Annotated in this window: 4 protein-coding genes; 1 reads left to right on the top strand and 3 read right to left on the bottom strand. The window is 35.3% G+C overall.

The features are described from left to right. Positions 1-94: 94 nt before the first annotated feature. Both purB and A3SG_RS0117690 read right to left on the bottom strand, forming a co-directional pair. A complete protein-coding gene (purB, locus tag A3SG_RS0117685) occupies positions 95-1,441 on the bottom strand; it encodes an adenylosuccinate lyase (protein ID WP_016991326.1) in 1,347 nt (448 codons plus the stop codon). A 283-nt stretch (positions 1,442-1,724) separates the two neighbouring features. Next, complete coding sequence (locus A3SG_RS0117690; protein WP_016991327.1) at positions 1,725-2,417, bottom strand: SIR2 family NAD-dependent protein deacylase; 693 nt, start codon at positions 2,415-2,417, stop codon at positions 1,725-1,727. Positions 2,418-2,803: 386 nt separating this feature from the next. Here A3SG_RS0117690 and A3SG_RS0117695 point away from each other — a divergent pair, with 386 nt between their 5' ends. Next, positions 2,804-3,466 (top strand): TrmH family RNA methyltransferase, encoded by a 663-nt coding sequence (locus tag A3SG_RS0117695; protein WP_016991328.1) that lies wholly within the window; start codon positions 2,804-2,806, stop codon positions 3,464-3,466. A gap of 393 nt (positions 3,467-3,859) precedes the next feature. Here the strand turns inward: A3SG_RS0117695 and A3SG_RS0117700 are convergent, their stop codons facing one another. Then, entirely contained in the window at positions 3,860-4,060 is a 201-nt protein-coding gene (locus A3SG_RS0117700; protein ID WP_016991329.1) for a DUF4177 domain-containing protein, read from the bottom strand. Between the last annotated feature and the right edge of the window lie 97 nt (positions 4,061-4,157).

Here is a 4,157-nt window from a genome sequence, read left to right on the forward strand (position 1 = left end):
ATAGTTATTTGATTTAAAATAGCAGTCCTCCAATTTATTTTTATGATATTCAAAAAAATATAAAGTAACTAGGTACTATTCTCATATTTTGTTATTAAATTCCTACGAAATTACTTGGTGTGATTTGCATTAATTCTGCCCTAATTTCTTCAGAAACGTCTAATGTGGCAATGAAACCATGAATCGCTTTTTTATCAATCGCTTCATTTGTTCTAGTCAATCCTTTCAGTGCTTCATAAGGATTTGGGTAAGCTTCCCTACGCAAAATGGTTTGGATTGCTTCTGCAACCACTGCCCAATTTTTTTCTAAATCTTCGTGGAATTTTGGCTCGTTCAACAATAATTTGTTTAACCCTTTCAAAGTAGATTCAAAACCAATTAAAGTATGTCCCATAGGAACCCCTATATTTCTTAATACGGTACTATCAGTCAAATCACGTTGCAATCTTGACAAGGGCAGTTTAGCCGAAAGATGTTCGAAAATTGCATTTGCAATTCCTAAATTTCCTTCAGAGTTTTCAAAGTCAATCGGGTTCACCTTGTGTGGCATAGCCGATGATCCTATTTCTCCCGCTTTAATTTTTTGTTTGAAATATTCCATAGAAACATACGTCCAGATATCTCTGTCTAAATCGATGATTATGGTATTGATTCTTTTTAACGCATCAAAAAAGGCGGCAAAGTGATCGTAATGCTCAATCTGTGTCGTTGGGAAAGAGTGGTGTAAGCCTAAGTTCTCTTCTACAAAGGTTCCTCCAAATTTTCTCCAGTCGATTTGTGGATAGGCTACATGATGTGCGTTATAATTTCCGGTTGCTCCACCAAATTTAGCAGCAAAAGGAATATTGAATAACAAACGCATTTGCTCTTCTAAACGTTCCACAAAAACGCCAATTTCCTTCCCTAAACGAGTAGGAGAAGCGGGTTGCCCATGGGTACGCGCCAGCATTGGAATGGCTGCCCATTCGATACTTAAATCTTTCAATTTTGATGTCAAAATAATCAGCGAAGGCATGTATACTTTTTCGAATGCCTCTTTTGTAGAAAGTGGAATTGCCGTATTATTGATGTCTTGGGAAGTCAATCCAAAATGGATAAACTCTTTGTATTGCGACAAGCCTAATTTTTCAAAGGCGTCTTTAATAAAGTACTCTACGGCTTTTACATCGTGGTTAGTTACTTTTTCTGTTTCTTTGATCCATAATGCATTTTCAGTCGAGAAATTTTTATAGATGTTTCTTAAGGTATCAAACTGATCTGGATTTACTCCTTGTAATTGTGGCAAAGGCACTTCGCACAAAGCAATAAAATATTCAATTTCAACCAATACGCGGTATTTGATTAACGCTTCCTCTGAGAAAAAAGGAGCCAAAGAAAGAGTCTTGTTTCTATATCTTCCGTCAATTGGAGAAATAGCATTCAATTCGTTTAAAGTTGTCATTTTTGTGTTGTTTGTTCGAAAGGCACAAATATAAAGAGAAGTTAGAAGTTAGGAGTTAGAAGTTGCAAGTTTTTTGCAATATAAAGCCTGAATTTTATAGCAAGTAGTTTAGAGATTCTTTATTTTCGATTACTGGCTTTAGTTTTAAAACGATTCGTTTTATGGTATATCGTTGTGCCTTTTAAGTTTGTTTACTGCATTTAAAGATAATAAAGTCGGAATTTAATAGTAAAAATTGATGTAATGGGAGGTCGGTTTTTTAGCTGTAACCGCTATCTGCTTCTCAAATACGGGCCATCAGTTTCTTTTGTAGTTGTCTCATTCCTTCAGAAGCGACTTCTGGTATTACTTCCAAAGGATTTCTTAAATTCGGAATACTTATGGGCTTTGGATCAATGTAATAAATGGGCGTTTTAACATTGGTGAAATCAATTAGCCCAGCAGCAGGATAGACTTGTAAAGAGGTACCAACAACTGCAAAATAGTCGGCAGATTCCGTGATAGTAATTGCTTCTTCAAGAGCGGGAACTTCTTCACCAAACCAAACAATATAAGGACGCAATTGATTCTGATTATTGTCGAAATCACCAAAGTTTAAATCTTCTGTCCAATCTAAAATGTAATTTTGATTTGCGGTGCTTCGCACTTTTAACAATTCGCCATGTAAGTGCAATACGTTTTTGCTTCCAGCGCGTTCGTGCAAATCATCAACATTTTGTGTGATAATGAAAACGTCAAAATGAGCTTCTAATTCAGCCAAAACCTGATGTCCTAAATTAGGTTGTACTTCTTTGAGCTGTTTTCGCCTTTGATTATAAAAATCAAGCACTAAAGCTGGGTTTTCATGCCAACCTTCGGGTGTGGCGACATCTTGAACATTATGTCCTTCCCAAAGTCCATCGCTGTCTCTGAAGGTTTTGATTCCACTTTCGGCACTAATTCCTGCGCCAGTTAAAACTACTAGTTTCTTTTTCATTTTTGAATTCTAATCTTTATCCATACCGTTTGTCACGCTGAAAGCGTTTTAGCAACGTTGCATACATTATGCGAAGATTCTATCTGCATGATAAACTAAGTCTAATGGACTTTATGTAAATATAAAGTAATTATCACTACGGTTATTGCTAGGTAGAGCCTTTCTTGATTTTAGTTGCAAGTAATCACACAAAGTGAAGCAAATGAAGGAAAAGCTAGACTTGTGGCTGCAAACGTGATTGGTTCATTCTTCGAAATGCCTTTACCGAGGTGGTTTGCGCAACAATACTTGTAGGTTCTTCTGTTTCTTATATGTTTCAGAAAATAGTTACGCACCAATAGAAACCTAAATATTAAAGTTACTATTTTTGCCAAAAACAAGACCTAATGATTGATATCGATTACTTACATTTTCTGGAGAACATATTAACGGATAACCGCAAAGAGAAATTCTTGAAAGTACTAAAAAACAGAACCAATCATTTTACCATTGCCGTAGAGGATATTTTCCAGATGCACAATACGAGTGCGGTAATGCGTAGTTGTGAGGTTTTTGGAATTCAGGAATTGAATGTAATTGAACAGCGTTACGGCAAAAGTATCGACAAGGAAATTGCAATGGGTGCCCAGAAATGGGTCGATATCAATACTTTCGACAGTATTACGGATTGTTTGGATACTGTAAAAAATAAGGGATACCAAATCATCGCAACCACGCCACATGATAATGACTGTTTACTAGAAGATTTTGATATTTCGAAACCGAGTGCCTTATTTTTTGGGACGGAACGCGATGGATTATCGGAAGAGATTTTACAGCGTGCCGACGGTTTTCTTAAAATTCCCATGGTAGGTTTTACGGAGAGTTTGAATATTTCTGTTTCAGCTGCTATTATCATTCAAGATTTGACAAACCGATTGCGAAAATCCGATATAGATTGGCATTTATCTGAAGAAGAAATTCTAGTAAAAAGATTGGCGTGGGCCAAGAACTCCATTAAAGACATTAAGAGAATCGAAGAGCGGTATTTTGAAGAGAATCCAAGGTAGTTTGAACTAACCTTTAAATGAGATTTTAACCGTTAACGGAGTCGGTGCGCGGAACGAAGAAATCATATCCAGTATTTCGACAAAGTTAGTGATAGGTTTGCGGACGTATTTGGGTTTTAGTTATCGAAACCGTGTTACAAACGCGACGATGGTGTTCCAAATTAAAATGGGTACTCGTTGCAAACGAGAAGCAGAGCGGGGTCAGAGACTTTATAACCTTTTAATTTAATATCAAGTTCTAAAAATTGCGTAAAGCAAGAAAGTGGATAGTTTAAAATATAGATTACGAATAATTTAGGACAAAAAAACCATTTCAATGTAAGCGTACAATGAAATGGTATAATTTAAGTCTGGATTTTTTGAGTGGGAAAGAGTATTGTTATCTGACTTTGATTAAATGTCTTTTTCAAAATACAAATGAATATAAATTGCGGCACCAAAATTTGTTGATGTTGATGTAGTGAACCTGTATCCTTTTGCAGCATATTCATCTAGTTTTTCCTGAATTTCTTTTTTTGAGTCAGTAGCAATGTGCTTTGAATCTAAAGTCAATTTAGAGTAATAAATTAAGCTTTCTACTTTGTATTCTTTCATAATAGTTTTTTTGGTAATTAAATAGTGTTCTAATTTTCCCTGTAAATATAGCTTTTGATTACCAAAAAAAATATTTTTCTTTTGTTTTTCTTAAAAA

The organism is Flavobacterium sp. ACAM 123, from assembly GCF_000264055.1.
GTDB lineage: Bacteria > Bacteroidota > Bacteroidia > Flavobacteriales > Flavobacteriaceae > Flavobacterium.